18 protein-coding genes are annotated in these 23,707 nt (G+C 47.9%); 17 read left to right on the forward strand and 1 reads right to left on the reverse strand.

Going from position 1 to position 23,707, the window contains the following annotated elements:
- Positions 1–112: 112 nt before the first annotated feature.
- The 9 genes from DWX76_RS02805 to DWX76_RS02845 all read left to right on the forward strand — a co-directional run bounded on the left by DWX76_RS02805 (position 113) and on the right by DWX76_RS02845 (position 10,933).
- Positions 113–565, forward strand: coding sequence for a TRAP transporter small permease (locus tag DWX76_RS02805; protein WP_270224273.1), 453 nt, complete (start codon positions 113–115; stop codon positions 563–565).
- Positions 558–1,853, forward strand: coding sequence for a TRAP transporter large permease (locus DWX76_RS02810; protein ID WP_118467911.1), 1,296 nt, complete (start codon positions 558–560; stop codon positions 1,851–1,853). The genes DWX76_RS02805 and DWX76_RS02810 overlap by 8 nt, the downstream gene beginning before the upstream one ends.
- Positions 1,854–1,940: 87 nt before the next feature.
- Positions 1,941–2,993, forward strand: coding sequence for a TRAP transporter substrate-binding protein (locus DWX76_RS02815; protein WP_118570073.1), 1,053 nt, complete (start codon positions 1,941–1,943; stop codon positions 2,991–2,993).
- A 128-nt stretch (positions 2,994–3,121) separates the two neighbouring features.
- Positions 3,122–4,024 carry a fructoselysine 6-kinase gene (locus DWX76_RS02820; protein ID WP_118467914.1) on the forward strand — a complete coding sequence of 301 codons (903 nt, stop codon included), beginning with the start codon at positions 3,122–3,124 and terminating at the stop codon, positions 4,022–4,024.
- Between the two features lie 29 nt (positions 4,025–4,053).
- Entirely contained in the window at positions 4,054–4,890 is an 837-nt protein-coding gene (locus DWX76_RS02825) for a sugar phosphate isomerase/epimerase family protein (RefSeq protein ID WP_118467916.1), read from the forward strand.
- Positions 4,891–5,058: 168 nt separating this feature from the next.
- On the forward strand, positions 5,059–7,122 hold the full coding sequence (locus tag DWX76_RS02830; RefSeq protein ID WP_118467918.1) for a hydantoinase/oxoprolinase family protein: 2,064 nt from the start codon (positions 5,059–5,061) through the stop codon (positions 7,120–7,122).
- 1 nt (position 7,123) lies between these two features.
- Positions 7,124–8,902 (forward strand): hydantoinase B/oxoprolinase family protein, encoded by a 1,779-nt coding sequence (locus DWX76_RS02835; RefSeq protein ID WP_118481819.1) that lies wholly within the window; start codon positions 7,124–7,126, stop codon positions 8,900–8,902.
- On the forward strand, positions 8,899–9,897 hold the full coding sequence (locus DWX76_RS02840; protein WP_118467921.1) for an SIS domain-containing protein: 999 nt from the start codon (positions 8,899–8,901) through the stop codon (positions 9,895–9,897). Before DWX76_RS02835 ends, DWX76_RS02840 begins: the two co-directional genes overlap by 4 nt.
- A 298-nt stretch (positions 9,898–10,195) precedes the next feature.
- Positions 10,196–10,933, forward strand: coding sequence for a GntR family transcriptional regulator (locus DWX76_RS02845; RefSeq protein WP_118467923.1), 738 nt, complete (start codon positions 10,196–10,198; stop codon positions 10,931–10,933).
- Positions 10,934–11,179: 246 nt separating this feature from the next.
- Here the strand turns inward: DWX76_RS02845 and DWX76_RS02850 are convergent, their stop codons facing one another.
- On the reverse strand, positions 11,180–12,208 hold the full coding sequence (locus DWX76_RS02850; protein WP_118472094.1) for a 3-deoxy-7-phosphoheptulonate synthase: 1,029 nt from the start codon (positions 12,206–12,208) through the stop codon (positions 11,180–11,182).
- A gap of 548 nt (positions 12,209–12,756) precedes the next feature.
- Between DWX76_RS02850 and DWX76_RS02855 the strand changes: the two genes are divergently transcribed.
- The 8 genes from DWX76_RS02855 (at position 12,757) to DWX76_RS02885 (ending at position 23,686) form a co-directional block, all read left to right on the forward strand.
- Positions 12,757–13,245, forward strand: a complete 489-nt coding sequence (locus DWX76_RS02855) for a TRAP transporter small permease (RefSeq protein WP_117796365.1) — start codon at positions 12,757–12,759, stop codon at positions 13,243–13,245.
- Positions 13,246–16,608: a TRAP transporter large permease subunit gene (locus DWX76_RS02860; protein WP_118570074.1), complete on the forward strand. Its 3,363-nt coding sequence runs from the start codon at positions 13,246–13,248 to the stop codon at positions 16,606–16,608.
- Between the two features lie 225 nt (positions 16,609–16,833).
- On the forward strand, positions 16,834–17,415 hold the full coding sequence (locus DWX76_RS02865; protein ID WP_118570075.1) for a cob(I)yrinic acid a,c-diamide adenosyltransferase: 582 nt from the start codon (positions 16,834–16,836) through the stop codon (positions 17,413–17,415).
- A 14-nt stretch (positions 17,416–17,429) separates the two neighbouring features.
- Complete coding sequence (locus DWX76_RS02870) at positions 17,430–17,963, forward strand: hypothetical protein (RefSeq protein ID WP_118570076.1); 534 nt, start codon at positions 17,430–17,432, stop codon at positions 17,961–17,963.
- 290 nt (positions 17,964–18,253) lie between these two features.
- Complete coding sequence (locus tag DWX76_RS02875) at positions 18,254–18,592, forward strand: DUF1292 domain-containing protein (protein ID WP_022358993.1); 339 nt, start codon at positions 18,254–18,256, stop codon at positions 18,590–18,592.
- Positions 18,593–18,682: 90 nt separating this feature from the next.
- A complete protein-coding gene (rpoN, locus tag DWX76_RS02880) occupies positions 18,683–20,185 on the forward strand; it encodes an RNA polymerase factor sigma-54 (protein ID WP_118570077.1) in 1,503 nt (500 codons plus the stop codon).
- Positions 20,186–20,219: 34 nt separating this feature from the next.
- Positions 20,220–21,188 carry a hypothetical protein gene (locus DWX76_RS14830; protein WP_412693968.1) on the forward strand — a complete coding sequence of 323 codons (969 nt, stop codon included), beginning with the start codon at positions 20,220–20,222 and terminating at the stop codon, positions 21,186–21,188.
- Entirely contained in the window at positions 21,188–23,686 is a 2,499-nt protein-coding gene (locus DWX76_RS02885; protein WP_412693975.1) for a PD-(D/E)XK nuclease family protein, read from the forward strand. Before DWX76_RS14830 ends, DWX76_RS02885 begins: the two co-directional genes overlap by 1 nt.
- Positions 23,687–23,707 lie beyond the last annotated feature (21 nt).

Below are 23,707 nucleotides of genomic sequence, written 5' to 3' on the forward strand. Positions count from 1 at the left end.
AGCGAAGCGCGGCAATTAGAGTATGAAGAAAAGTATCTATTCAATTGGTAAGGCTATGGATAAAGCGAATAGTGTGGTGGAAGTATTTACCGGATACATGATATTCGCTTTTATGGCACTATTGTTCCTTCAGGTATTGATGCGTTTTATATTTAAGCACCCTATATACGGAATTGATGAATGTGTAACAGCGTTGATGATATGGTCCATGTGTCTTGGATGGTGTACCGTTTATTGGGACAATGGTCATGCAGTTCTGGAGTTTATCATGAACCGTATGCCAAAGGCATTTCGCAGAGGAATGTTTACATTTACGAACTTTTTGATTGTTGTGATAAGCTGGGTTTATATTCCGGCATCCTGGCAGCTGTTTCAGATGCAGAAGAAGATGCCTCCCGTTGGAGGACTTCCTATCAGCAAGGGTTATTACTATGCATTGCCGGTTCTGGTGATGGGAGTGATTATGCTGGTAATGTCTGCATATAAGGCAATCGCATTTGTAATTACCGGAGATGAATCCATCTGTGTACCGGTAGAAAAGGAAGGAGGCGGTCTTCTTGACTAATCTGGATCCCTATTTAGCCGTCTATTTTATCACCTTTGTGGTATTAATTCTTCTGGAAGTACCGATTGCATACGCAATGCTGGCTTCAGCGTTTGAATTCATTGTATTTAACCATCAATCATTTGTTATGTTTGCACAGAAAACAGCAAACTCCCTGGCTGATTTCAACATGCTGGCATTACCGGCATTCCTCTTTGTAGGATGCTTTATGAATGAAGTGGGACTAACGGACCGACTATTTGGAATGTTTGAAAAATGGATCGGTCATCTCCCGGGAGGACTTGCACATGCCAATGTATTATCTTCCATGGTATTTGCCGGAATGTCCGGTTCCGCTCTGGCAGATGCCGGAGGACTTGGAACCATTGAGGTAAGTGCGATGTCAAAAGCCGGATACGATCCAGACTTCTCAGTAGCAGTAACGGCAGCATCCGCAGGTATCGGACCGATTATTCCGCCGTCCATCAACTTCGTTGTCTGGGCATTCTTAAGCCAGACCTCCACACTGGCTATGTTCCAGGCTGGTATGGGACCGGGTGTCCTGATGGGCGTGGCCATGATGATCTGGATTCCGATTGCAGTGAAAACCCAGCACATTGCCTGCCCGCGGGCACCGAAGGCATCCTGGGGCGAGCGATTCCACTCTCTGTATACATCACTTCCGGCACTGGGAGGACCTGCTATCCTGGTACTTGGCATTATGACCGGTATCTTTACTCCTACAGAGTGTTCCGTTGTAGCAGCTATGTATTGCGTCATCCTGGCTATCTGCTTAAAACGTTTCAGCTTTAAGATGCTGACAAAGGCATTAAAGGATACATTAGCCAGCGCGGGTATGTCCATGTGTCTGTGTGCAACCGGTCTTGTATTTAACTGGGTAATTGTAACCAGTGGTCTGATTGGTTTTATGACAACTCTTCTGATGTCCTTAGGAAATAAAATCATCATTCTTTTAGTATTAAATGCAATGTTATTATTCCTGGGCTGCTTTATTGGTTCCATGCAGATTTTGATTATGGTGGCACCGCTTCTTATGAATCTGGCAACGGCTCTTGGTATGAGCTATGTTCAGATGGGTGTTATGGCCGTACTGAATGTAACACTTGGATTAATCACTCCGCCGATGGCACCAGCGTTGTTTGTAACAGCGAAGGCGACCGGTAATAAATTTGAAACTGCACTGAAATATACGGTACAGTTTCTGATCCCGATGTTTATTACACTGATGATTACAACATTCTGGGAGCCGCTGACCATGTTCCTTCCGAGACTGTTAGGATCCATGTAAGAGTAAGAGATTAAGATAGTATAAAGTACACAATTTAAGGAGGAAAGTTTATGAAGAAAAAAAATTGCACTTGTCCTGACGGCAGCCATGGCAGTAGGCACATTAGCAGGCTGTGGATCGTCCACTGCACAGACAACCACATCGGAGCAGGCCTCCGCACAGACCACCGATAAGACTGAAGGCGGAGCTGATACAGTAGAAACAAAACCGGCTCCGGCTGGAGCTAAGGTTGTCAAATTCGGTAACTCCGGAGCCATCGGAGAGCCGGCACCGCAGTCCTGTGAAGAGTTCTGTGATCTGGTAAATGATAAGATCGGTGACAGATATTACTTTGAGTTTTATCCCGCAGAGCAGCTTGGCAATGAGACCACGATGCTGGAGAACCTTCAGGTAGGACTGCAGGAGGGCATGATGTGTGCCTTAGATACCCTGGCAACTTATGAATCTGATTTAAACATTCTTTCCATGGCATTTGCATTTAACAATTACGATTCCATGATTAATTACTTAAAGAGTGATGTGGCAGATCCAATCTGGGAGAGCCTGGATAATCAGGGAATTCACGTAGTAAACTTCGAATTCCAGAAGAATCCGCGTATCTTCTTTGCAAACAAAGAGATCAAGAGCCCGAAAGATATGGTTGGCATGAAATATCGTATTCCGAACCTTCCGATCTTTGAGAAAAATGCGAGAGCGATGGGAGCAACACCGGTTGTAGTTGCCTGGTCCGAATATCCATTTGCTTTAATGCAGGGCGTAGTTGACGGTGGTGAGTGTTCGAAAGACTCCTATCGTTCTGCAGGCCTCTATGAGTCTGCAAAATATGTAGCAGATGTGGATTACGCATATCCGGTTGAGCAGATCTGCTTCTCCACTCAGTTCTGGAACAGCTTATCGGAAGAAGATCAGAAAGTAATTTCTGATGCAGCAGCACAGGTAGCTTCTCATCATTCTGAAAGAACTCTCGACAAGTGGGAGGAAGATAAAGAGTGGTTAATTAACGAAGGCGGCGTAACATTCTGTGACATTGATCGCCAGGCATTTATTGATGCAGCAGAACCGTTAGGAAAAGAGCTTCAGGATGAAGGCTTCTTTACAACCAAGGATCTTTATGATCAGACTCGTCAGTTTAATAAATAAGTAAAATTTAAATTAAGAATAATGCTGCCGCTTGGGACAGAACTGCCAGGGAATGGCGGCCTCTTCCAGGCGGCCGCTTTTCGTTTCAAAACAAATTCAATCGATAAAAATACAGGAGGAAACAGAAAATGCTGAAAGTATTAGGTCTTGGAGATAATGTGTGTGATGTATATCTGCATACCGGAACCATGTATCCGGGTGGTCAGGCAGTAAATTTTGCGGTATATGCAAGAATGCTGGGAGCAGAATCGGATTTTATGGGAGTATTTGGAAAGGATGCAGTAGCGGATCACGTGCAGGCATCTTTAGATGCACACGGAGTCGGACACAGTCATTGCCGCATCTATGAAGGAGAAAATGGCTTTGCCAGAGTAACCCTTGTAGATGGAGATCGTGTATTTAAAGGAAGCAATAAAGGTGGTGTTCTGCAGCAGCATCCAATTTATCTGGAAAAAGAGGATTTGGAATATGCGGATGGTTTTAATTTGATTCATACAACCAACAATGGGTTTACCGATGGGCTGCTTCCAGCCCTGCATGGACTTTCTCCCTTGGTAAGCTATGATTTTTCGTATCGCTGGAATGAGGAAGACAGGGTGGAACGTGTATGCCCATATATTGATTTTGCATTTCTATCCTGTAGTGATCTGAATGATGAGGAGACAGAAAAACTGTGCCGGAAGCTGTATGAAAAGGGATGCAGTGTGGTGACAGCTACCCGTGGAAGTAAGGGAGCAACGGTTTTTGATGGGGAGCGGTTTTATTGCCAGCTGCCGGATTATGTCACTCCGGTGGATACCATGGGAGCCGGAGACAGCTTTGCCACTGCTATGCTGATTACCATCTTGAAAAAGCTGGAAACACAACCGGAGGGAAGCTGGAAAAACAGTGAGATAAGGGCAGAGATACTTCCGGAGGCATTGAAAGCGGCAGCTGTATTTTCAGCAGGAACCTGCTTGAAGAATGGTGCCTTTGGAGACGGTGTGCCGGTACCGAAGTCTGAGCATGACCGGATTTACAGAGAATTATAAAAACAAAAATAAAAAAGGAAGTGAGGGTCATGGTGCAGATATCAAAGGAACGATTTGCACTGGGGAGCTATCAGTATCTGCGGTATCCGTTCGAGTACTTTCTGGATACGGCTGTTTTACTGGGAATGCAAAATGTGGAACTCTGGGCAGCAGGTCCGTCCTTCTGTCTGGATACGATGGACGAAGCGCAGCTGAAAGAAAAAGCTGCTCAGATTCGGAGCCGTGAGCTTTCAGTATGCTGTATCACGCCGGAGCAATGCCAGTATCCGGTCAATCTGGCAGCAGAAGATGAAAAAATACGTGAATATAGCATACGCAATTTTGAACGTGCATTTTATGCAGCAGAAATATTGAACTGCCCAAAGGTGTTGGTTTCAGCTGGATGCGGTTATTTCAACAAACCAGTGGAGGATGCGTGGAAGCGGAGCGAAGAGAGCCTGCATCGTTTGTCAGAAAAGGCTCAGAAAATGGGTATTTTACTTGTGCTGGAGACATTGACACCTCTGTCTTCGAACGTGCTGAACACGCCGGAGCAGCAGAAAGAGATGATTTCCCTTATGCCTTCAGGAAGCATGAAGCCTATGCTGGATATAGGACAAATGGTTTATATGGACCAGAAGATAGAACGTTACTTAGCCCATGGAGCAGAATTATCACATATTCATCTCCATGATTCCCACCCGGCGGTTCACATGGCCCTTGGGGATGGGGATCTTCCCATCTGTGAATATCTGGATATTCTTGAATCAGCTGGATATAAGGGAATGTATGCGCTGGAGCAGAATGATCCGAGGTATCGCTCTAATCCAAGGCAGGCAGATATACAGAGCATAAGGTGGCTCAAAAAGCATGGAATTTTTGATTGAAAAAGTATTGACAAATGACGGAAAGAAGAGTATGTTATCAGTAAAGGAGATATGACGTTATATAACAATATAAACTGTATGATGTCAATATCCTGAAAAGTCCGGATGGGTAAACGACCATACCCGGAAGGTGCAGCTTGAAAAATACACTACATAGGAGGAAATACTATGTCATATATGATTGGCGTAGACGTTGGAGGAACGTTTACAGATTTTTCTGTTTTTAATCAGGAAACAGGTGAGTTGTTCAATTACAAGGATAGTTCCACACCGGCGGATCCGTCCAGAGCAATTGTAAAGGGCGTTCAGGATGTATTAGAGATTAAGAAAGCAGCTCCGGAAGAAGTTAGTTATCTGGCACACGGTACAACCGTAGGAACGAACGCATTAATCGAGAAGAAAGGTTGCCGCCTTGGCCTTATTACTACCAAAGGATTTAAGGATCTGATGGAAATCGGAACCCAGAGACGTCCTTCTCTTTACAATCTTCAGGCACAGAAACCGTATCCACTGGTTCCGTCCGGTTTAAACTGTACGGTAACAGAGAGAATCCGTTACGACGGAAGTGTTGAGACTCCGCTGGATGAGAACGAAACAAGAGAGGTCGTTCGATACTTAAAAGCACAGGGTGTGACAGCAATTGCAGTTTGTACTTTGTTCTCATTCATTAATCCGGTTCATGAAGAAAGAATTGAAGAGATCATTCATGAAGAGTTCCCGGAAGCATACGTTACGATTTCCAGTAAACTGGCACCGGAGTTCCGTGAGTTCAGCCGTATGAGTACAACGGTTATGAATAGTTATCTGGGACCGGTTATGGAAAAATATGTAAATAATTTCCGTGATTCCATTGCGAAGCTTGGTATTCAGGTAGAGCCCTATGTAACCCAGTCCAATGGTTCCATCATTTCAATAAAAGAAACCATCGACTGCCCGATTAAGACAGCATTGTCCGGACCGAGTGCCGGTGTTATCGCAGCTGCATATATTGGCAAACAGTGCGAAGCAGACAAGATTATTACCTTTGATATGGGTGGTACCAGCGCAGATATTTCCTTAATTGAAAATTATACACCGCAGGTATCGAATGAGCGTTATGTAGAAGGATATCCGGCCAGAATCCCGATGATTAATATTATTACCATCGGTGCCGGCGGCGGTTCCATTGCAAAGATTGATGAAGGCGGTGCCTTAAAGGTAGGACCTAAGAGTGCGGGTGCAACACCTGGACCGGCCTGCTATATGCGCGGCGGTGAGAATCCTTGCGTAACAGATGCCAATATTGTTCTTGGCAAGCTGAATCAGAAGAAGATTCTTGGCGGCAGAATGTATGTAGATATTGAACTGGCTAAAAACGCTGTCAAGACAAAAATTTGTGATAAATCCAATCTGGATATGAAACGTGCAGCGAACGGTATTATCACAGTCGTAAATTCCAACATGGTTCGTGCAATCCGAAGCGTATCCGTAGAAAAGGGATATGATGTCCGCGAATTTAGCCTGATGGCATTCGGAGGCGCCGGCCCGCTTCATGCATGCGAGGTGGCAAAAGAACTGGGAATGAAGGAAGTATTGATTCCGCCGCATCCAGGTACTCTTTGTAGTCTCGGACTTCTTCTGGCAGATACAAAATTCGACTTATCCAGAACTAAGATCATGAATGGTGAAGCCGGAAACTTAGATGACATCAATGAGCAGTTTGACAATATGGTAGAGCAGGGAACCGGTCTTCTGGATAAAGAAGGTGTTCCGGCAGACAGACGTTACTTTGAATTTGCCGTTGATATGCGTTATCAGCGTCAGAACTTTGAGATCAGCATTCCGGTTCCGGCAGGAAAGATGACGGAAGAGACTTTGAAGAAAGCACTGGCTGATTTCCATGCAGAGCATAAGAGAAGCTACGGCTATTGCAAAGAAGATGCGATTGTACAGTTTGTAAGTTATCGTGTATCCGCTATCGGCGTTATCGATAAACCGGACCTGAAAGCAGCAGAGCTTCATCCGGAGGCACCGATTCCAGAACCGATCGAAGTTCGTCAGGTTCTGTTCCAGAACAGTGATGAGTATGTTGAAACACCGGTCTATTTAAGAGATAAATTTGTTCCGGGTCAGTCGATTCCTGGTCCGTGCATCTGCGAACAGATGGATACTACGTTAGTGGTTCCGAAAGGATGGGTCATCCACGTAGATGGATATCACAACTTAAAGATTCATGATGAGGAGGCGAAGTAAGATGGCAAAACAGATTGATACCGTAACAGTTGAGGTTGTCCGCAATCTTCTGATGTCCATTGCTGAGGAGACTTATGGAATCATTGTCCGCAGTGCATATTCTACTAATATGAAGGAACGTCGCGACGTGTGTACTGCAGTAATCGATCCGGATGGAAATAGTGTTGCCCAGGTGGAAAGTTTAGCTGCACTTTTAGGCTCAATGCTGAGTGTAGTTCCTAATATTTATGAAAAATTTGGAAAGGAAAATGTTCAGCCAGGCGATATGTATATTGCCAATGACCCGTATCATGGCGGCGGCAATCATCTGCCGGATATCGTAATCGCAGCACCGGCCTTTGTGGGAGATAAACTGGTTGGCTGGATTGCCAATATTGCGCATCATTCAGATATCGGTGGTAAGGTACCTGGTTCTACCTCCGGAGATGCAGATAGCTTATTCCAGGAAGGTATTCGAATTCCGGTAATCCGTATCCGCCAGAATGGAAAACTGATTCCGAGTGTTATGGACCTTCTTCTTGATAATACCAGAGTTCCACAGGAAAGAGAGGGCGACCTGACCGCACAGATGTCAGCAAACCTGATCGGTGTACAGAGAATTCAGGAAGCTTATGCCCGTTATCAGGACGATTTGATTGAGTGCATGAAAGAGCTGGTAGGCTATTCGGAGCGCCGTGTCCGTGCAGTCGTTGCAGAACTTCCGGATGGAGAATACAGCTATACCGATTATGTGGATGGCTGCGGCGACAAATATCCGGATCCGCTTCCGATTAAAGTGAAAATTACCATTAAGGGTGATGACCTGACAATTGATTTTACAGGAACCGCTGAGCAGATTAAAGCACCGATCAATGTGCCGTACCCTTGTACGAAAGCAGCCGTATTCTTCTCCATTAAGGCATTAATGGGAGATGATATCCCAGCCAATGAGGGAATTAACCGTGCGATTAAGATCATTGCACCGAAGGGCTGTATCGTTAATCCAACAGAACCAAGTCCGATTGGTGCACAGATTGACTGCCAGCAGCGAATCCCGGATGCCATTTTCGGAGCATTGGCACCAATCTTCCCGGATACCGTCGTAACGGCTGGTAATGGTGCTTGTACCACCACCATCTTAGCAGGTGAAGGTGCAATCGGAACAGACAGTGTGTTTATTTTCCACGAGGTTATTGCCGGAGGCGGCGGTGCTTCGAAGGGATTAGATGGTTTATCTGGTGTTCAGGTAAACATGACCAATACCTCTAATATGCCGATTGAGGCAACCGAGATGGAGTTCACAAAGATTCTTGCCAGAAAATATGAACTGAAGGAAGATACAGGCGGTGCCGGCCAGTTTAGAGGCGGCCTTGGTATCGAGCGTGAGTTAGAGATGATGCAGGATGATGTGGCATATACCGGATTAGGTGATCGTCATAAATTCCATCCATGGGGATTAGATGGCGGTAAAGAAGGCGCTGCCGGTGCATTCTACCGTGTAACTCCGGATGGAACTATCACAAAAATGGGACACAAGACAACCAGTTTTCCGTTAAAGAAGGGCGATATCATCCGGGTTGAAACTCCTGGTGCAGGCGGATATGGTGATCCGATGAAGCGTGAGCCGGAAAAGGTATTAAAGGATGTCATTGAGAAAAAGGTGTCTGTAGAGGCAGCGAAAAAAGATTATGGTGTGGTTGTTGTATCAGATGGAGTTCATTATCAGGTAGACGAACAGGCAACCAAAGCCTCAGAGGATAAGATACGGCAAAACGTAAGAAAGAGAGGATTAATTCTATGATTAAAGGTATGCAGGAAGTCATCGATGTGATGACAAAAGCCAAAGCAGATCTGGATAAAAATGGCGGATTAAAACAGGTTATTTTCGTGGCTTGCGGAGGATCCTTTGCATCCTCTTATCCGGCACGGTTTCTGTTAAATCAGGAGAGCTCTCTGCGTGTTCAGGGATATAACAGCAGTGAGTTCGTGAATGCAACTCCGAAGAATGTAGATAAGAATACACTTGTGATTGGAACCTCCACTAAGGCAACGGCAGAAACCGTGGAAGCATTAAAGGTGGCAAAAGAAAAAGGCGCCGTTACGGTTGGTTTATCCGGATATGCAGATTCTCTGACAGCGCAGACGGCTGATTATTATATTACCTACTATCATGCAGATGAGTGGTATAAGGATCCAACCTTAGTTCATTACAACAGCCAGGGCACGGCGTTAAAGATTGCGTTCTGGCTCTTAAAAGAATATGACAATTATGAGGCATATGATCAGGCTCTGGAAGGATTCGAGAAGCTGGAAACAATTTACGGAAAAGCATATACAGATGTGCGTGCGGAGGCAGCTAAATTTGCCATGACCTACAAAGATGATACTGTATGGAATGTAATGTCAAGTGGTGCAGCCTGGGAGGTATCCTATTCAGATGCATTCTGCTTCTTTCAGGAGATGCAGACCGTACACTGTGTTCCGATTCATTCTGGTGAATATTTCCACGGTGCTTTTGAGACCTGTGACAAGGATCTTGCCATCCTTCTGTTCAAGAGCATTGGACGAACAAGACCGGTAGATGAGAGAGCAGAACGCTTCTTAAATCAGTTTGGCGGTCATCATTGGGTTATCGATGCAGAGAAGCTTGGCTTAGGCGAACTGGATGAGAGTGTTGCAGAATACTTCAATTCACTTCTGTTCCATCCGATTTCCAAGCAGTTTATTTCAGCAATGGCAGATGTGAGAATGCATCCGATGACATATCGCCGGTATATGTGGAAATTTGATTATTAAGGATTGAAGTAACCACATGAGCAAAACAGAAGCTGCAAAGCAGCGGTTTTTCGAATGGAGTTCTGAATAGTTACAAAAATATAATATAAAAGCAGGCCTGCAACCTTGTAGTTGTTGTGGGCCTGCTTTTTTCTTTTTTATACCGAGTAAAAAAAAATACAATTTCTTTGTTAAAATAACGAAAAAAAGCTTGTAATGGAACAATACAAATAGTATGATAGTGTATATAACATTATATATCATTTTGACTATATAGATGTAGGGCTCAATTATTATAAAGAATGAAAAGGAGAAGGGTATGGAGATAAATACAAATCCAAACAGCATAGTTCCATTATATGCACAGATTGTGGAGAGTTTGAAACGAGATATTGAGAATGGGGTTTATAATGCAACGGAACGAATTCCGGCAGAGGCAGAGTTAGCAAAACAGTACAATGTGAGCCGGATCACAGTTCGGCGTGCAGTGGATGATCTGGTGAGCCAGGGCCTTGTGGAAAAGAAGCAGGGAAAAGGAACCTTCATCTGCCGACAGAAATTCGCGAAGGATATAAAAAATCTCCAGAGCTTTTCAGAAATGTGCCGTCATATGAATATGAAGCCTGGAGGACAGATGCTTGAAAACAAGCTGGTTCTGGCAGATGACAAGATTCAAAAACAGTTAAATCTGGAACCTGGATCCTATGTGGTTTATATTTCGCGTCTGCGTACAGCGGATGGGGAACCGGTAGCCATTGAGAAGAATTACTTTCCGGTAAAATATTCCTTCCTTCTGGAAAAGCAGTTTAATGATAATTCTCTGTTTGAGTGCCTGCAGGAAGAGGCCAAGGTAAGAGTTGCTTCCTCAGAGAAGCGGATTGAATTATGCCGAGCCACGGCCGAAGAAGCAAAACTGATGAAAGTTAAGAAGGGAACACCGCTTCTTTATATTAAGAGTGTGACATATACATATGATAGAGAGCCTCTGTATGCAGGAGTACAGCTTTTTAATGGCGAAACCTGTTCTTTTTATGTATGTGAATCAATTGAACAATAAACCTAATATTCATTAATGCAGAAAATCAGATTTTTATTGCATCGAAATGGTGAATCTTAAGAATTTCTTCATAATTTATTTAAAGAGAATACAAACATTTTGGAGATAGGAATGATATACTATAACCATAATAAATGCATGATACAAAAGATTTAATCCTTTAACCTTTTTGAAATCCGAATTCCTAACGAAAAAAAGTCCGGCGGAGCTTTTCCACCGGACTTTTTTTCTGCATATTTCTATATTTTACAATCCTTCAGCCATTTCATACAGCAGACGCTCGGAATCATCCCATCCCAGACACGGGTCGGTGATGGATTTTCCGTAGATGTGTTCGCCAACTTTCTGGTTGCCTGGTTCGATGTAGCTTTCGATCATGACGCCTTTGACGAAATTACGGATATCGTCGGAGTGACGACGGCTGTGGAGTACTTCCTTGACGATACGGATCTGCTCCATGTATTTTTTGTTGGAGTTGGAGTGGTTTGCATCGATGATGCAGGCCGGATTCTTCAGATCACGCTCGTTGTAGAGGTCTAAGAGCAGCTTCAGGTCTTCGTAGTGGTAGTTCGGCAGGCACTGGTCATGCTTGTTGACAGCACCACGCAGGATGGTGTGGGTCAGCGGGTTGCCCTGTGTCTTTACTTCCCAGCTGCGGTAGATGAACTCATGACCGTGCTGTGCTGCGTGTACGGCGTTCAGCATGACGGAGAGTGCGCCGCTGGTCGGATTCTTCATGCCGACCGGTACGTCGATGCCGCTGGCAACGAGGCGGTGCTGCTGGTTCTCAACGGAACGTGCGCCGACTGCAACATAGGACATAACGTCGGAAAGGTAGGTCAGGTTCTCCGGGTATAGCATCTCGTCTGCGGTCGAGAAGCCGGTTTCTTCGATCACACGCATGTGAAGTTTGCGAATCGCGATCAGACCCTGGTATAAGTTTGGCTTACCTTCCGGATTTGGCTGGTGTAAAAGTCCCTTATAGCCGTCACCGGTTGTTCTAGGTTTGTTGGTGTAGATTCTAGGAACCAGAATCAGTTTGTCCTTCACTTTCTCCTGTACCTTGGCAAGACGGTTTACATAATCAATAACCGCATCTTCCCGGTCAGCAGAGCACGGACCAATGATGACAAGAAACTTGTCGCTGTCGCCTGTAAAGACGTCACGGATAGCAGCGTCCTTTCGAGCTTTTTCTGCGGCCAGCTCCGGTGCCAGTGGAAACTGTGCACGAATCTCGTCCGGGGTCGGCAGCTTGCTGACATATTCAAATCCCATGAGTTTTATCCTCCTGTATTGTCTAAAAGATTTTCGCACTTTAAAGCGTATGATGTTTATTATAGTATAGAAAAATCAAATCATCAATAGGTTGAGGGAAAAGAATTTTATTTCTTTTATGCTATTTTTACGCAGCTTTTATTAAATAGACCGTAGTCTATAAAAATGGTTGACGTATTTATTAAAAAAGTGTAGAATATATTCCATATCAGCAATATTTAATTTTAGTTTGATATTGTTCCATATGAAAACGGAACCGTTCATGCCTCGATTGACTGAGAGCAAGGGCGCGGCGGTCACTGTTTTTGTACGAATCCCGCACAAGCGGGAGCAGCGTTTGTTTGTTTGGTGTTGCATATGTTTGCGTGTTTTCCGAGAAAAACAGAACATTTAGCAGAAATCTGGCACTTCATTCGTCCCTATTATCTGGGGGCGTTTTTTTATGCCTTAGGAAATTGTGTCCTATGACACAAAAACGTTCAGATGAATGCGTACAGCCGACAGAAATGTGGAAAAATGAGATACTTATTTTAGGAGGAGAGCGCAGTATGAATGGATATAAAAAGCTGATGGATATTGTGGCGATGGTTGAGAAAACCGTGCTGGTAGTCACGATGCTCCTGATCCTTGTACTGACGGTGGGAAATGTATTTTCCCGTAAGGTGATTCACCAGTCCTGGTCCTTTACAGAGGAACTGGTTGTTGCCATTTTCGTATTAATTACGCTGCTTGGCGCGGCGCTGTCTGCGCGTGAGGGCGGATTGGTAGGCTTAAATCTGGTAACAGAGCGTCTGCCGAAATCAGCAAAGAAGCCGGTTGTGATTCTGATTACGATCTTTTCGGTTCTCTTTATGGGAATCTTATTTTACTATGGCATGGACAAGGTACTGGCGCAGCTTGCGAACCAGAAACGTACCTTTGTGCTGAACTGGCCGGAGTGGATCTTCTGGTCCTTTGTACCGATCGGTTCGGCGTGCATGATTCTTCATTTTATCGAGTTCTGTCTCGATGAGTGTACGAAAAAGGAGGACAAATAAATGGTTAGCGCAGTTCTTTTTATTACCTTTTTCGTATTATTGGTGCTGAATGTGCCGATCTCCGTCTGTCTGGGACTTTCTTCCGCAGCGGCGATCCTGTATTCCGGTACTTCTTTAACGATTGTAGCGACGAATATTTACTCCGGCATCAGTAAATTCCTGCTGCTGGCGATTCCGTTTTTCGTATTATCCGGAAATATCATGGCGAAGGCGGGGATTTCCACGCGCCTGATCCGTTTCGTTGACACCTGTGTCGGTCACAGAAAAGGCGGCATTGCGAATGTGTGTATCATCGTAGCCTGCTTCTTCGGCGCGATCTCCGGTTCCGGTCCGGCGACGGTAGCGGCCCTGGGTGCGGTCCTGATTCCGGCGATGATAGAGCGGGGCGGTTTCTCCGCAGCCTTCTCGACGGCATTGATGGCAACTTCCAGTTCCATCGCGATCGTCATCCCGCCGAGTATCGCGTTTGTCGTATACGCGTCGATCACAGGTGTTTCCATCGGAGATATGTTTATGGCAGGCATCATTCCGGGTATCCTGATGGGTCTGGCTCTGGTAGTTGTCGTTATGCTGGAGGTACGCCGCGATCATGTCGTGCCGTCCAACGTAGAGAAAGCATCCGCAAAAGAGCGCTGGAACGCATTTAAGGATGCTTTCTGGGGATTTTTGATGCCGGTCATCATTCTGGGCGGTATCTACGGAGGCATCTTTACACCGACCGAGGCGGCAGCCGTATCCGTTGTGTACGGTCTGTTTGTCGGCATGGTTATTTATAAGGAAGTAAAATTTAAAGACCTGTGGGAAATTCTGATTGATTCGGCAAAGACCACCGGCGGCATCATGCTGATCGTAGCGTGTGCGTCGTTGTTCTCCTTTGTCTGCACCCGTTTCGGTATTTCGACGGCTGCTTCCGAACTGTTAGCAAGAGTGGCAGGCAACCAGTTTACTTTCTTGCTGATTTGTAACATTATTTTCCTGATCGCGGGCTGCTTTATTGATGCAAATTCTGCAATGTACATTTTCATCCCGATCATGCTGCCGGTCTGCAAGGCACTGGGCTACAACGTGATCGCATTTGGTATCATGGCAACGGTCAACCTGGCAATTGGTCAGGTAACACCTCCGGTCGGTGTCAACCTGTTTGTCGCGATCGGCATCAAATTAAGAGACGGTATCCGCGTAACGCTGCAGGAGATTTCCAGGGCAGTCGTTCCGATGGTAGCCGCTTCCATTGTTGTTTTACTGATAATTACTTATATTCCGCAGATTTCGACCTGTCTGCCGGCGGCACTGGGAAGTGCGGCAGCCATTGAAAATGGCGAGACAGCCGGAGGCGACAGCGGAACCACCCAGACAGACAATGACGATTTCAACACGATCGGCGATTACAGCGATCTGGATTGGGCGGATATGACCTGGAACTTTACGTGTTCCACAACCGAGACAAGCACCTGGGCACAGGCGGGACGCAAGTTTGGCGAGCTCATGGAGCAGGCGACCGGCGGCAAGGTCAAAGTAGATGTTTACGCAGCCGATCAGCTGACCGGTGGAAATCAATCTGAGGGCATCCAGGCACTGATGAACGGCGATCCGGTGCAGATTTCGATGCACAGCAACCTGATTTATTCGGCATTTGACCCGCGGTTCAATGTTGTATCACTGCCGTATCTGTTTGATTCTGTTGAGACAGCGGATGCAGTCTTAGATGGTCCGGCGGGCGACAAGCTGGTTGAGATCCTGGAAAGCTATGGCCTGCATTGTATGGGTATGGCGGAGAATGGTTTCCGTCAGCTGACCAACAGCGAACATCCGGTTCGTTCCGTGGAAGATATGAAGAACCTGAAGCTGCGTGTGGCTGGTTCGAACCTTCTGATGAAGTGCTATGAGCTGTGGGGCGCAGATGCGACCAATATGAACTGGTCCGAGACGTATACGGCGCTGCAGCAGGGCACGGTAGACGGGCAGGAGAACCCGCTTCCGGCGATTGATGCGGCGAGTGTACAGGAAGTACAGAAATATGTTTCCCTGTGGAACGCAAACTATGACTGCCTGTTCTTCTGCATCAATCAGAAGCTGTATGACAGCCTGACACCGGAGCAGCAGGCGGTTGTTGATGAGGCAGGCCGTAAGGCAGTTGCTTACGAGCGTGAGATCAACCGTGCAGGCGATGAGGAGATTCTGGATCGCTGGCAGACTAAGAACGGTGTGGAGGTGCTGAAATATGAGGACCTCGACATCGAATCCTTTAAGAAAGCAGCTGAGCCGGTAACGGAATGGTTTATCGGAGAACTGAAAAACCAGGGCTTTGATGATGCAGAGGATCTGGTAAACACCTTTACTGAAAATGCGGCTAGTGCAGTTAAGACGGCGGGCATTGAAAATTCTTCGACCTATCAGGTGGAAGATCACAGTGACCTGAACTGGCCGGAAATGACCTGGAACTTTACGTGTTCCACGACAGAAACCAGTACCTGGGCACAGGCAGGACGCAAGTTTGGCGAGCTCATGGATCAGGCAACGGGCGGCAAGATAAAAGTAGATGTTTACGCAGCGGATCAGCTGACCGGTGGAAACCAGTCCGAGGGCATCCAGGCGCTGATGAACGGAGATCCGGTGCAGATTTCGATGCACAGCAACCTGATTTATTCGGCATTTGACCCGCGTTTCAACGTGGTATCGCTGCCGTATCTGTTTGATTCAGTGGAGGACGCCGACGCGAAGCTGGACGGCGAGGCAGGCCAGAAGATGGATGAGATTCTTTCTTCCTATGACCTGCATTGTATGGGTATGGCGGAAAATGGTTTCCGTCAGCTCACGAACGGCGTGCGCCCGGTTCGTTCCGTGGAAGATATGAAGAACCTGAAAGTACGTGTGGCTGGTTCAAACCTTCTGATGAAGTGCTACGAGCTGTGGGGCGCAGATGCGACCAACATGAACTGGTCCGAGACTTACACGGCATTGCAGCAGGGTACGGTAGACGGTCAGGAGAACCCGCTTCCGGCGATTGATGCGGCAAGCGTACAGGAAGTACAGAAATACGTTTCCATGTGGAATGCAAACTATGACTGCCTGTTCTTCTGCATCAACCAGGATATTTACGACAGCCTGACACCGGAGCAGCAGGAAGTAGTCGATGAGTGCGGTAAACTTGCTGTTCAGTACGAGCGCGAGATCAACCGCGCAGGCGACGACGAGATCCTCTCCAGATGGCAGTCCAAGAATGGTGTCGAGGTCACCCCGTATGAGGATCTGGATATCGATTCCTTCAAGGCGGTTGTAGAACCAGTGACCGAGTGGTATATCGGGGAACTGAAAAAACAGGGTTATAAGGATGCGGAAGAGCTGGTTGCTGCATTCAAATAGGAAAATTAGAAGTTTGAAGTTAGAAGTTTGGTAAAATTGAATCATTGAGTTTGGTTTTCTGGCGGTTCTGGTCCTTGGGATCAGACCGCCAGATTGCGTATATGGGGAAATATTTCAATGTAAATTTTCAATCGGGCAAATATTGTGGTTGGCAGTTTGATATGATAAGATAGTTAGTATTGGTGCGCTGAAAAGCGAGATAAAAAGGAAGAAAAGGAAAAATATATGGGATGTGTACATCTGTACTGCGGCGATGGAAAAGGAAAGACGACGGCGGCGATCGGTCTGGCGGTCCGGGCGGCAGGAACGGGAAAACAGGTAGTTGCTGCCCGCTTTTTAAAAACGAACCAGTCTGGGGAGGTGGAGATTTTAAAGCGGCTCCCGGAGGTGACGTTGATTCCCTGTGAAAAAACATTTGGATTCACGTGGAAAATGACCGATGAAGTGAAGCAGGAGGCAGCGGATTATTATAAAAGTATGTTTGAGACGGCGTGCCGTGAGGCAGTGAAGCGGTGTGGGGAAGCAGAAGAGAACGGTTCGAAAGCACCGGAGGAGAATAACTTCTGTGAAACCTGCGATGTTCTGCTGGTGTTGGACGAGGTCTGCGCTTCTCTTTCTTCGGGACTTTTGGAGCTGGTGGATATAGTGGATTTTCTGGATCACAGACCAGCGGGGCTGGAGGTTGTGATGACGGGGCGGAAACCGCCGGAGGAGCTGCTTTTGCGGGCTGATTACGTGACAGAGATGGAAAAAATCAAGCATCCGTTTGACCGGAAAATCCTGGCGCGGCGGGGAATTGAATATTAGAGAGGGGACTCTGAATGGGATTTATAAAGAGAAAGCATCGTCCGGAATACGCTGCAGTGCAGCGGGAATGGGCAATGTGGGGAAAACAGATGGAAAAAACACTTCCGGGTTACGGGGAGCAGAATGAGACATTGCACTGGATGGTACGGATTCTGACGGGGGTGCGGGTTCTGTACTGCCTGTTTTATCTGATTATGACATTTGTCTATGGAATGGAGAAAACAAATGCGGTCATGACGCTTTTGGGACCGTTTATTTTTTATGGCTGGTATATGCTGATGCTGCGGGAGAGCCCGGTGCTTACGGTGTTGATGCTGATCGGGCGTGGGGCGAGTATCGTGTGGGGCGGCGTATCGCTGCTTCAGATGAGCTGGTGGCTGCCATTTCCGCTGGTTTTTATGCTGGTGATGGCGGCGGCAATCGAATTTATCGAGGCGGTATTCTGCATCTATATGCTGTTTAACCCGCTGGCACGGCACACAATCCGCTTAAACCGGGCATTTGCACGTGGAATGCGCGTACAGGTGCCGGATGAGGGGCTGGAATAGATGGCGGCGTATCGGAATGAAGCGGCGATACTGTACACGGGTAGGCACTTTTGGAACCGAAAGTGCCGTAAGAAAACGTGGCGGCAGCAGGAATTTGCCGTATTTAAATGCGGCAAATTCCGTTACTGGGCACGTATGCGTGAACAGTAACGAGGCGGCAGATGAAGAGGACAATGAGGAAGTCAAGTCTTGATTTTTACAGAATACTCTGATACAGTGGAGTCAAGACAGGATTCCGCCAACGGATCTTGTGGGACGTAGAAAAGGCATAGAAAAGAAAGAGGTAAAATATGGCAGATAATAAGAATATGACGCAGGAAGAGATCGACAACGGCGAGGAGATGACCGTGACTCTGACATTGGATGACGGCAGAGAGATTGAGTGTGTTGTTCTGACGATTTTCCCGGCAGGCGGTAAGGATTATATTGCCCTTCTTCCGATGGATGACATCGAGGCAGAGGACGGAGAGGTATATCTGTACCGTTACAGCGAGGATGAGAACGGACAGCCGAACCTGGAAAACATCGAGGACGATGATGAGTATGAGATCGTGGCAGATGCGTTTGACGAGCTTCTGGACGAGCAGGAATATGATGAGCTGGTCGGCGAGGACGAGCTGGATCAGTAATTAGGCAGGCAAAAGACAGGACGCCCAGGTACTTCGCAGGCAGAAACGGCGAGGCATCTGGGCGTTTTACATCTTTTCAGGGGTGGTACGATGGAACTGAAACAGGAGTTAAAGCTCAAACAGACCTTGTCCCAGAAAATGATACAATCCGCAAATATTCTTCAGATGGGGCAGATAGAGCTGAAAGAGTACATAGAAGAGATGGCGCTGGAAAATCCGGTGGTGGATCTGGAAGAGCGGGAGCTGGAGAACGGACGGCTGGAAGAAAATGGAGAGCTGAACGAGAAAATCAGCAGACTTGAAGAACTTGCCAGCCTTGACCGCCAGAACCAGACCTATTATCAGGATGAGGAAGAAGAGGCGGGACGATTAGAGCCGGGACGGAGCCAGGATGGGCTTTTGGAATCGCTTCTGGAACAGGCGTGTATGCTGCATCTGACGAAAAGAGAAGAAAAAATATTCCGCTATATGATCAAAAATCTGGATGCAAGCGGATATCTCAGCGTGAATTTTGGAGAACTCTGCGCTGGGCTGGGAATTGATGAGACAGAAGGGGAGCGTATCTGGAAAAATTTTGGCAGGCTGGAACCGCGCGGGATCGGGGCGCGGTCGCTGAAGGAGTGCCTGTTGATGCAGTTGTCTTGCTTGGAAGAGGACGGCAGCGTGGTGATTAATATTGTTCAGAATGAAACGATGCGAACCGAAATTCTGGCGGCACGCATCATTTCCAACCATCTGGATCTGCTTGGAAAAAACCAGATGAAGCAGCTTGCCCGTGCATGCTCCTGCAAGCTGGAGGAAGTGCTTCTGGCAGCAGCGCGGATCCGGGAGCTGAATCCCAAACCGGGAAGCGGATATGGGGATGAGAGCTATGATAAATATATTGTACCAGATATAATTATCTCACAGACGGAACACGGATTTGAAATGCAGCTTTCCGATGAGACACTGCCGCAGATTGCCATCAATCCGTATTATCTGTCATTGATGAAGCAGAAAGATACCGAGACGGAGGCGAAGGACTACATCGAGGGAAAAATCCGACAGGCTGAATGGGTCTGCCAGTGCATTGGGCAGCGCAATCAGACATTGTCGCGGCTGGCAGAAGAGATTTTGTGCGTACAGGGGGAGTTTTTTGCAAAAGGAAGTGGAAAACTGGCTCCGTGGACGCAGAAACAGGCGGCTAAATCGCTGGGGGTCAGCGAGCCGACGCTGAGCCGGACAGTGCGTGAAAAATATCTGCAATGCCGCTGGGGGATTTTTCCGCTGTCATATTTCTTTTCAAGACACATGGCTGCGGAGGGATTCGGGACAACGGATAAGGGAAGAATGGCAGAACGGGAAGAGGCGGCGAATCAGGAAGAAACGGCAGTTCAGGCAGAAATGGTGAATCGGATGGAAACAGGCAAAGATCCGCGGGAGGCAATCCGCCATCTGATCAAAACGGAAAATCCGAGAAAGCCGTTCAGCGACCGCGTGCTGTCAGAAAAACTGGCGGAAGCGGGGATCACGCTGTCGCGGCGGACTGTGGCGAAATACCGGGAAGAAATGGGAATCCGGGATGCATCCGGGCGGAAGTGCTTTGGTATCTGACAGAAAACATAGACAGAAAGACAGAGGGAAAACTATGTCATTGCAATTTATAATCGGTGGTTCCGGTTCGGGAAAGACACGGACATTGTATGAAAATCTGATCCGTCAGTCGATGGAAGAGCCGGACGAACGTTTTTTTGCTCTGGTGCCGGAACAGTTTACGATGCAGACGCAGAAAGAGATCGTGATGCTGCATCCGAACCATGGCGTGATGAATATCGATATTGTCAGTTTTGAGCGTCTGGCATACCGGGTGTTTGAGGAACTGGCGATTGAAAATCTGGCGGTGCTGGATGATATGGGAAAATCGATGGTTCTGCGGCGCGTCTCATCGGGCGTCCGGGGAAATCTGCACCTGTTTGGAGGGCATCTGGACAAGGCGGGCTTTATCAGCGAGATCAAATCGATGCTGTCTGAGTTTTTCCAGTACGGCATCACGGAGGAAAAGCTGGAGACGCTGATCGGGGAGACGAAAAGCCCGCTGCTGCGCCAGAAGCTTCTGGATATGCAGGTTTTATACCGGGCATTCCAGGCGTATACCGAGGAAAAAGTGATCGTAAAAGAAGAAATTTTAAGCCTTCTCTGCCGGGTGCTGCCGCAGTCACAGCTCATCCGCGACAGCGTTGTGACGCTGGATGGCTATACGGGCTTTACGCCGATCCAGTATGAGCTTCTGGAACTCTTATTCCGGTGCTGCCGGAAGGTGATCGTGACGGTCACGATGGATCCGGAGGACAATCCGTACCGCGAGAGCGTGCAGCAGAAGCTCTTTTACATGAGCCGTCATACCGTCTGCCGTCTGATTGACCGTGCTGCAGCTGCCGGATGCAGCCGGGATGAGGATATTTTGTTGAAAGAAAAACCAATGTGGAGATTTAAGGACAGCCCGGAACTGGGATTTATTGAAAATGAATTATTCCGATATAGGGGAAAGGTGTATCATTCTGGGAGCGGGAACGAAAGCGGGCTGCGGCTGAACACGACCGGGAAAGCCTGCGTCTAATTGAAGCAGCAACCCCGCAGGCGGAAATCTCTTTCTTATGCGGAGAAATCCGGCGTCTGGTGGCATCGGAGGGCATCCGTTACCGGGAGATCGCGGTGATTACCGGCGACTTGGAGACATATTCGCGGGAGATTCTGAGGCAGTTTGAGAAGAATCAGATCCCGTGTTTTATTGATTATAAGAAAAATATTTTAAGTAACCCGATGGTGGAACTAATCCGGGCGGCGCTGGAGGTGCTGCAATCGGGCTTTTCCTATGAATCGGTGTTTCGATTCCTGAAAACAGGGCTGGTGATGCCGCTTGCGGGGCTTTCACCGGAAGTGATCTATCAGGCGGAAAATTATGTGATTGCGCTTGGAATCCGCGGGTTTAAGCGGTGGAACAGTACATGGGAGCGCGTGTACCGGGGGGCAGAGCTTATCAATCTGGATGAGTTAAATCAGTTCCGTGAGGCGGTTGTCACACCATTTCTGCCGCTTCGGGAGGTGTTTTCCAACCGCAAAGCAACGGTGCGCGAGCGGACGGAGGCGCTGGTCCATTTTCTCGAAGCACTTGAGATGGAGCAGAAGCTGGCGGCGATGGCGCAGCAGTTTGAAGAAGTGGGCGATATGAGTCTTGCCAAGGAGTACGGGCAGGTGTATGGGCTGGTGATGGATCTGTTTGACCGGATTGTGGAGCTTCTCGGCGAGGAGGTCATGGGACAGCGGGAGTATGCAGAGATTCTGGACGCCGGTTTTGCGGAGATCAAGGTAGGACTGATCCCCGCGGTCGTGGACCGGATCGTGGTCGGCGATATCACGCGAACCCGTCTTTCCAATATAAAAGTGTTGTTTTTTGCCGGAGTCAATGACGGGATAGTGCCGTCTGTTTCGGGACGCGGTGGGATCCTTTCGGAGGCGGATCGCCGGGCGCTGCGGGAAATGCAGGTAGAATTGGCGCCGACCGCGCGGGAGGAAAGCTTTTTGCAGCGATTTTATCTCTATCTGGCGCTGACAAAGCCGTCGGACTATCTCTATCTGTCGTGTGCGGCGTCCTCTGCCGAGGGAAAAGCGATGCGTCCTTCGAGTCTGATGCTGCAGCTGCTTAAATTATTTCCGGAGAAACGTCTGGAACAGCCGGAGGAAGAGAAGGAAGCGCTCTGGTCGCCGGAGCTTGGCATGAGCTGGGTGCTTCGGGGACTGCAGGATGAAAAAAGCGGGGAAAATGACCAGTTTATATCGCTGTACCGATACTTTATTCAGGCAGAATCGTACCGGGATGAAATGCAGGCGCTCTCGGATGCTGCATTTTATACCTATCAGGATACGGGCATCGGGAAGGCGGCGGCGCGGGCGCTCTATAGCCCGATTCTGCGGGGCAGTGTGACGCGTATGGAGCTGTATGCGTCGTGTGCGTATGCACATTTTCTTTCGTATGGGCTGGAATTGTCGGAACGGCAGATGTACGAGATTGCCCCGTCGGATATCGGAAATCTGTTCCATGCGGCGATCGACATGTATTTCACGCGGATGAAAGAGGAAAATCGTCTGTTTTCCGGCATTTCGGAGGAAGACCGCCAGAAAATGGTGGCGGAGTGTGTGGCGTCGGTCACGGAGGAATACGGCAATGCGATTCTGGGAAGCTCGTACCGGAACCAGTATCTGGAACGGAAGGTATACCGGATCACGGATCGGACGATCTGGGCACTGACGGAACAGCTAAAAAAAGGTGATTTTGAGCCAGCCGGGTTTGAGGTCAGTTTTTCACCGATGGATCACCTGAAAGCGATGCGGATTCCGCTTTCAAGCGAGGAGGCGATCCATCTGCGCGGGCGGATTGACCGAATCGATCTCTGCGAGGATGGCGACCGGCTGTACCTTAAGATCATTGATTACAAGACGGGAAAAACGAAATTTGATCTGACGGATATTTATTATGGATTGCAGCTGCAGCTGGTTGTCTACATGGATGCGGCGATGGAGAAGATCGGGCGGGAATACCCGGATAAAACGGTGGTTCCAGCGGGGCTTTTCTATTATCATATCGAGGATCCGATGGTGGAGCGCAAGCCGGTGGAGTCGGAGGAGGAGACGAATGCCGATATTTTGAAGGCACTGCGGATGAACGGGCTGGTAAACGGCGATCGGGAGGCACTGGCACATCTGGATAACCGGCTGGGCGAGGAGGCGACGGCGGATTCGGATGTTGTGCCGGTTTCGATTAAAAATGAGGCGATCGTTGAGCGGCGTTCGCAGGCGGCAGGGGAAGAAAAATTCCGTGTGCTGGGCGCGTATGTGAACCGGAAAATGAAGCATATGGGGCGGGAGATTCTGGATGGAAACATTGCGGCGTCGCCGTACAAAAACGGCCAGAAAACGGCGTGCGATTATTGCCCGTACCATAGTGTGTGCGGATTTGATTTGAAAACGGACGGCTACCAGTTCCGGCGTTTTGATAAGCTGAGCCCGGAGGAGATCTGGGGGAAGATGGAAGAAAAGGATAAGGAAACGGAACGGTAAGTTTGTGTTTGGCTGTGACTG

The sequence above is a fragment of the Clostridium sp. AF21-20LB genome, assembly GCF_003478795.1.
In the GTDB taxonomy this organism is placed as follows: domain Bacteria; phylum Bacillota; class Clostridia; order Lachnospirales; family Lachnospiraceae; genus Otoolea; species Otoolea fessa.

What these genes read in the sequence shown, in the direction of transcription:
- DWX76_RS02805 (WP_270224273.1), top strand. Translation starts at nt 113, where the DNA reads ATGGCACTATTGTTCCTTCAGGTATTGATGCGTTTTATATTTAAGCAC.
- DWX76_RS02815 (WP_118570073.1), top strand. Translation starts at nt 1,941, where the DNA reads ATGGCAGTAGGCACATTAGCAGGCTGTGGATCGTCCACTGCACAGACA.
- DWX76_RS02820 (WP_118467914.1), top strand. Translation starts at nt 3,122, where the DNA reads ATGCTGAAAGTATTAGGTCTTGGAGATAATGTGTGTGATGTATATCTG.
- DWX76_RS02825 (WP_118467916.1), top strand. Translation starts at nt 4,054, where the DNA reads ATGGTGCAGATATCAAAGGAACGATTTGCACTGGGGAGCTATCAGTAT.
- DWX76_RS02830 (WP_118467918.1), top strand. Translation starts at nt 5,059, where the DNA reads ATGTCATATATGATTGGCGTAGACGTTGGAGGAACGTTTACAGATTTT.
- DWX76_RS02835 (WP_118481819.1), top strand. Translation starts at nt 7,124, where the DNA reads ATGGCAAAACAGATTGATACCGTAACAGTTGAGGTTGTCCGCAATCTT.
- DWX76_RS02840 (WP_118467921.1), top strand. Translation starts at nt 8,899, where the DNA reads ATGATTAAAGGTATGCAGGAAGTCATCGATGTGATGACAAAAGCCAAA.
- DWX76_RS02845 (WP_118467923.1), top strand. Translation starts at nt 10,196, where the DNA reads ATGGAGATAAATACAAATCCAAACAGCATAGTTCCATTATATGCACAG.
- DWX76_RS02850 (WP_118472094.1), bottom strand. Translation starts at nt 12,208, where the DNA reads ATGGGATTTGAATATGTCAGCAAGCTGCCGACCCCGGACGAGATTCGT.
- DWX76_RS02855 (WP_117796365.1), top strand. Translation starts at nt 12,757, where the DNA reads ATGAATGGATATAAAAAGCTGATGGATATTGTGGCGATGGTTGAGAAA.
- DWX76_RS02860 (WP_118570074.1), top strand. Translation starts at nt 13,246, where the DNA reads ATGGTTAGCGCAGTTCTTTTTATTACCTTTTTCGTATTATTGGTGCTG.
- DWX76_RS02865 (WP_118570075.1), top strand. Translation starts at nt 16,834, where the DNA reads ATGGGATGTGTACATCTGTACTGCGGCGATGGAAAAGGAAAGACGACG.
- DWX76_RS02870 (WP_118570076.1), top strand. Translation starts at nt 17,430, where the DNA reads ATGGGATTTATAAAGAGAAAGCATCGTCCGGAATACGCTGCAGTGCAG.
- DWX76_RS02875 (WP_022358993.1), top strand. Translation starts at nt 18,254, where the DNA reads ATGGCAGATAATAAGAATATGACGCAGGAAGAGATCGACAACGGCGAG.
- rpoN (WP_118570077.1), top strand. Translation starts at nt 18,683, where the DNA reads ATGGAACTGAAACAGGAGTTAAAGCTCAAACAGACCTTGTCCCAGAAA.
- DWX76_RS14830 (WP_412693968.1), top strand. Translation starts at nt 20,220, where the DNA reads ATGTCATTGCAATTTATAATCGGTGGTTCCGGTTCGGGAAAGACACGG.